This is a genomic window from Gemmatimonas sp. (genome assembly GCF_044345575.1).
In the GTDB taxonomy this organism is placed as follows: Bacteria; Gemmatimonadota; Gemmatimonadetes; order Gemmatimonadales; family Gemmatimonadaceae; genus Gemmatimonas.
On sequence record NZ_JBIJAW010000336.1, the window covers coordinates 1 to 3,505 of the forward strand.

General features: G+C 66.9%; 5 protein-coding genes. 3 read left to right on the forward strand and 2 right to left on the reverse strand.

Annotation, left to right across the window (positions count from 1 at the left end; all coding sequences use genetic code 11):
- Window positions 1–424: hypothetical protein (locus ACIQ6O_RS14650; protein WP_396208523.1), on the reverse strand; the 424-nt coding region annotated here is incomplete at its 3' end.
- A gap of 326 nt (window positions 425–750) precedes the next feature.
- Here ACIQ6O_RS14650 and ACIQ6O_RS14655 point away from each other — a divergent pair.
- Window positions 751–1,023, forward strand: coding sequence for a hypothetical protein (locus tag ACIQ6O_RS14655; RefSeq protein WP_396208524.1), 273 nt, complete (start codon window positions 751–753; stop codon window positions 1,021–1,023).
- A gap of 59 nt (window positions 1,024–1,082) precedes the next feature.
- Here ACIQ6O_RS14655 and ACIQ6O_RS14660 read toward each other — a convergent pair whose 3' ends face one another.
- Window positions 1,083–1,691 carry a PH domain-containing protein gene (locus tag ACIQ6O_RS14660; protein WP_396208525.1) on the reverse strand — a complete coding sequence of 203 codons (609 nt, stop codon included), beginning with the start codon at window positions 1,689–1,691 and terminating at the stop codon, window positions 1,083–1,085.
- A gap of 225 nt (window positions 1,692–1,916) precedes the next feature.
- Between ACIQ6O_RS14660 and ACIQ6O_RS14665 the strand changes: the two genes are divergently transcribed.
- Window positions 1,917–3,059 (forward strand): ketoacyl-ACP synthase III, encoded by a 1,143-nt coding sequence (locus ACIQ6O_RS14665; protein ID WP_396208526.1) that lies wholly within the window; start codon window positions 1,917–1,919, stop codon window positions 3,057–3,059.
- Between the two features lie 88 nt (window positions 3,060–3,147).
- Window positions 3,148–3,505 (forward strand): hypothetical protein (locus ACIQ6O_RS14670; protein WP_396208527.1); only part of this gene is annotated, 358 nt, incomplete at its 3' end.

The following is a 3,505-nucleotide window of genomic DNA, read 5'->3' on the forward strand; positions in this document are numbered from 1 at the left end:
GGCCCCAGCCGAGCGAGATCAGATGCAGGTCGCCGGCAGCGATCTTGGCGGGGATCACGCGCCGATTTTGCTCCGCGACGCGCCCGGGAACGCGGAGCAGATGCGCGCCGGATTCGCGACTGTAGGCGAACGCCAAGACTGAACTGGACGACGTGCTGGACAGCTCGACACTCCACGTGGGCGCCGCTGCGGTCGCCGGCGCGAGCGGTTCGGCGATCCATCCGCCAATCGCGCGCAGCGCCAGCAGCCCAGCGGCACCGATCACCAGCGCCCGCGCAAAGATTCGCGCGCCGGCCGGACGCGGGGCCGGCAGCGCCGAACTGGCACGCGCGACGAGCGGCTGGCGGTCCTCGGAGAACGACCAGCGCTCTCGGAATGGTCGCGGATCTGCGGGCCGAAGGAAGGGATCTGAGGTGACGCTCATTCAGTTCTCTCGATTGGGAAGCGCATCTAACGAGTATTGGACTGCAGGCGATCACTGCAGAGCAGGGATTCGACAGCATGTTCCTGCAGTCTAATCAGACTGCCCGCCGCACCCACTCACCCTTTCCAAATCCTTACCTGTACTAGCATTTCACGTGCGCAGCACTGATCACGGCGTCGGGATTGGACTGCAGAGATTGCAGCCGAACGTTCAGTCGCGCCGAGTGCTCCGCAAGAGGGACGAATCGACACGCCTGAGCACCCAACTGCTGCCAGCGGTCGCTCGAACCCGCTAGCTTTCAGGGTTCCACCACTGTCGGAGGCCCCATGTCGATGGCATTTCTGCGGGACGACGCCGAGGGCGAGAAGCCGCGCCGCAATTACGGTCTCCCCGAAAAAACTGATCCCGACTACGACCGCATCGCCGCGCGGGCGCTGCTCGAAGCGGCACGCGTGGGGGAAACGGAATTGGCCGAGCGCGCCACCGGATACTACTGGGGCGAGCCCGGCCTCAAGCCGTACGTCGAAGTGATGCTGCAGGAAGCGGAGAAAGCGGGCGACGACCGGCTGGAGCAGGTGGCGCGGCGGTTTTTGCGCTGACAGATCGCGGCGACCTGCGGGGGAGCTTTCAGCTGTCGGTCTTCAGCGTTCAGTGTCCCTTAGGCGTGAATGTACTTCTCAAAGACGGCGCTGAAGTCCTTGCGCAGGTGACGCTGCAGCACCGCGTCGTTGAGCTCCTCGAGCACCGTACGATAGTGTGAGGCCACGGTGGCCGGCTCCACGGCCCCGTTGATCTTGAGCATCGAGCCCAGCACCGACGCCGCCGACATCGCGTGCGCGCGGCCCTGCTCGTCGAGTCGCTGCAGCTTCCCGATGGTGTGCAGCGCCTTGTAGATGTCCTTCAGCTGCTCGATGTGATCCTTGCGCACGTCGATGCTGAACACATGCTCGCCGATGCGGAACTTGAGTTCGATGTCGAGGTCGATCGTGCCCGCGGTCTCGATGGTCACGTGGGCGATGGGATACTGCGCGTAGTCGTAGCGCTTGATCACCCGCTTGCTCGAGATCGCCGACTCGCCGTCCACATGGATGAGCGCGTAGTTCGTGAAGCAGTACTCGTCCTTCTTGCTCTTGATGAGGAAGAAGATGCGCTCCTGGTCCTCGTGGAACAGGTAGTCGTCGGCGTCGACCTTGTCGTAGTCCTTGGGGGACACGATGATGCCGATGTCGCTAAGACCAAGTGCTTCGGCGGCGAACTTCTTGAACATCCACGACTCCTCGTCATTGGGGAAAGGGACCGCTGCGTCTCCTACGGGGCCATCGGGACGGCAGTTTCGCCCGACACCGGCCGCCGGGATCGGCACACGGACAGGCGGCCCCGCCGCGCCGGTACCCTACCCCCGTCTTGTCCCCGTTGATCCCCGCCCGTAGCGTTCCCGCACGCCCCCCGTCGTCTCCCCGCTGGGGTGCCTCACCTTCCGGCGACTCTATCCGTGACCCGCTACGCCGCCATCACCGGCTGGGGCGAAGGCCTCCCCTCCGCCGTCCTCACCAACGACGACCTGTCCACGTTCCTCGAGACGTCGGACGAGTGGATCCTCCAGCGCACCGGCATGAAGGAGCGCCGCATCTCGCACGTGAGCGCCATCGACATGGCCACGCTGGCGAGCCGACGTGCCCTGGCCTGCGCGGGGCTCGACGCGAGCGCGCTCGAGCTCATCGTGTACGGCAGCTGCTCCCCCGATGAGCAGGTGCCCAACTCGGCCTCCGGCGTACAGTTCGCGCTTGGCGCCACACGCGCGGCCGCCATGGACGTGAACACCGCCTGCACGAGCTTCCTGTACGGGCTGTCGAGCGCCACGGCGATGATCCAGAGCGGCATGGTGCAGAACGCGCTGGTGATCGGCGTGGAGTACATCAGCCCCTTCATGGACTGGAGCAACCGCAACGTGGCCGTGCTCTTCGGCGACGGCGCGGCGGCGGTGGTGCTGCAGGCGAGCGACACGCCGAGTGGCGTGATCGGCACGGTCCTCGGCTGCGACGCCGAAGCGCGCCAGACGCTGCGCGTCCGCGGCATGGGGTGCTCGTACGTGAACGGCGACCTGCATTACGGCGACACCCTCTGGGACTTCGACGGGCAGGCGATCTTCAAGCGCGCCGTGCACGGCATGAGCGACGCCTGCGGGCGGGTGATGCAGGCGGCGGGGGTGACCGCCGACGACATCGACCTCGTGGTGCCGCACCAGGCCAACCTGCGCATCATCGAGGCCGTGGCCAAGTACGCCGGCGTGCCCATGGAGCGCGTGATGCTCACCGTGCAGCGGTACGGCAACATGAGCGCCGCCACGGTGCCGGTGAGCCTGGTAGACGCCCTCAGGGAAGGACGCGTGAAGCCCGGCAGCCTCATTCTCATGCCCGGCTTCGGCGGGGGGCTCACCTTCGGCTCGCTGCTCGTGCGGTGGGGCGATCGGGTGACTCCGCTGGGCGAAAGCGACGCCCAGCACCCACCGGTCACGCAGTCGGCGCTAGAGATGGTGAACGCCATCCGCGCGCGACAGGACCCGCACGGCCGGTCGCACGACGCGCTCCTCCAGACCCGGTTCATCGAAAGCCAGCTGGCACCGGCCGCGCCCTAAAGCAGCCAGCAGCCGGTCGTTCCCGCCCAACGGGCTCGGAACGACCGGCTCGGAACGACCGGCTTGGCGTCCCCGTTAGGTTGGCGCCATGAGCTTCTGGTTCAATCCCGACGATCGCGTCGTGCTGCGCAAAGTCCCCCTCGCCACCGTGGTGGCGGCCGTGGGGAGCACGATGTCCAATGTGGGCGTGCACTACGCCGCCCTGCGCTACGGTCGCATGACGATCGGCTATACCGAGACCATCGCGGCGAGCGTGATCGGTGCCGTGCTGGCCGGCCTCGTGTACTGGCTGCTCGCGCGCTACACCGAGCACGCGGTGCGCTGGTTCACCGTGGTCGCCACCATCGTGATCGGCGTGTACGGCGTGGGGCCGGTGGCCGCCGCCTACGAGCCCTACATGGAAGGGGCGGAGCTGTTCACGCTCACCACCGTCGTGGCCACCGAGA